Here is a 1,970-nt window from a genome sequence, read left to right as displayed (position 1 = left end):
TGATGAAGTCGTCGATCCGGCTGTCGTCGGCGTTGTCGACCTTGAGCTGGAAGCCCCAGGCCTGGAGCGAGATCGGCTTGTCCAGCCCCTCGAACGGGCTGAGCATCAACTTCTCCTTGCCCTCGACCTTGGCCTTGAGCTTCGCCACCTGGTCAGCCGGCAGGTCGGGGCGGTAGGTGATCCAGACCGTGCCGTGCTCCAGGCTGTGCACCGCGTGCTCGTTGGCGATCGGCGCGGTGTAGACGTCGCCCATGCAGTTCTGCCAGGCCGGGTTGTGCGGGCCGCCGACCGGCGGGAGGACGCTGTACTTGATCGCGCCCTGCTGGTGCTGGCCGCCCTTGACCATGTCCTTGTCGGTCTTGCGGAAGTCGACCACGCCCTTGATCGAGTCGGCCCGGTCCTCCCACGGCTGGGAGCCCTTGTACACGGCCCAGGCGCCCCACCCGATGATGCCGACGGCGAGTACGCCGACCGCGACGAAGAGGGCGATCGGACCCCACGGACGGCCCTGGCTGACCTTCACCGGGGCGATCGGCTTGCGGCCCTTGCCGCCGGAGGTCGGCCGCGGGGCGCCCTTGCCGGACCCGCCCTTGCCGCCGGCGGGCTTGTCGGCAGCCGCCGGCCGGCCGGCGGCCGGCTTCTTGCCGGTGCTGACCACGGTCGGACGGCGCTCCGGGCCGCCCGGGGTGCTGATGCTCATCGTGCCTCGTCAGGTCGGTCGGTCAGGGGAGCCGGCGGGTCGGGTTCACATGCTGGTCGCCGCCGCGGTGCCCGAGTCTACCCCCGATAACATGGTTCGGTGACTCCCGCTGAACTCGCCGAGGTCGTTCTCGCCGCAGCCCACGCCGTCTTCGAAGACCGGGGCCTGGATCGCTCCGCGCTGCCCGCGCAGACCGCCGTCGAGCGACCCCGTAACCCCGATCACGGCGACTACGCCTCGACGCTGGCGCTGCAGCTCAGCAAGAAGGTGGGCGTACCGCCGCGGGAGTTGGCCGCCGCCCTGGCCGACCAGCTCGGCAAGGCGCCGGGCATCAAGTCGGTGGAGATCGCCGGGCCGGGCTTCCTCAACATCCGGCTCGACGCGGCCGCCGCCGGCCAGCTCGCCAAGGTGATCGTCGAGGCCGGCCCGGAGTACGGCCGCAGCGACGCCCTCGCCGGTCAGAAGATCAACCTGGAGTTCGTCTCGGCGAACCCGACCGGCCCGGTGCACATCGGCGGCGTCCGCTGGGCGGCGGTCGGCGACGCGCTCAGCCGGCTGCTCCGCGCCACCGGCGCCGACGTCGGCACGGAGTACTACTTCAACGACGCCGGCTCCCAGATCGACCGGTTCGCCCGGTCCCTGCTGGCCGCCGCGGCCGGCCAGCCGGCCCCGGAGGACGGCTACGGCGGCGCGTACATCGCGGAGATCGCGGCCGAGGTGGTCGAGCGCCGGCCGGACGTGCTGGAACTGGACGACGCCGCCGCCCAGGAGGTGTTCCGGGTCGAGGGCGTCGAGTTGATGTTCGCCGAGATCAAGTCGTCGCTGCGCGACTTCGGCGTCGAGTTCGACACCTACTTCAACGAGAAGGACCTGCACGACCGGGGCGAGCTGGACAAGGCGCTGGACCGGCTGCGCGAGCAGGGCCACCTCTACGAGTCCGAGGGCGCGACCTGGCTGCGCACCACCGACTTCGGGGACGACAAGGACCGGGTGCTGCGCAAGTCCAACGGCGAGTGGACGTACTTCGCCGCCGACTGCGCCTACTACCTGGACAAGCGCGAGCGCGGCTTCGAGCGCGTGGTGATCATGCTGGGCGCCGACCACCACGGCTACCTCGGCCGGATGAAGGCGATGGCCGCCTGCTTCGGCGACGACCCGGAGCACAACCTCGAGATCCTCATCGGCCAGCTGGTCAACCTGGTCCGCGACGGCGCGCCGGTGCGGATGAGCAAGCGGGCCGGCACCGTGGTCACCCTGGAGGACCTGGTCG

Annotated in this window: 2 protein-coding genes; one reads left to right on the top strand and one right to left on the bottom strand. The window is 71.2% G+C overall.

What is annotated here, in order from left to right:
* Positions 1 to 700 (bottom strand): DUF3105 domain-containing protein (locus tag ONA70_RS36020; protein ID WP_265010943.1); only part of this gene is annotated, 700 nt, incomplete at its 3' end.
* 99 nt (positions 701 to 799) lie between these two features.
* Between ONA70_RS36020 and argS the strand changes: the two genes are divergently transcribed.
* On the top strand, positions 800 to 1,970 hold a 1,171-nt coding region (argS, locus tag ONA70_RS36015), incomplete at its 3' end, for an arginine--tRNA ligase (protein WP_265010942.1).

Source organism: Micromonospora yasonensis (assembly GCF_026013475.1).
GTDB classification, from domain to species: Bacteria; Actinomycetota; Actinomycetes; order Mycobacteriales; family Micromonosporaceae; genus Micromonospora; species Micromonospora yasonensis.
The sequence above is the reverse complement of the archived record's forward strand: the minus strand, read 5'-3'. Positions and strand labels throughout refer to the sequence as shown.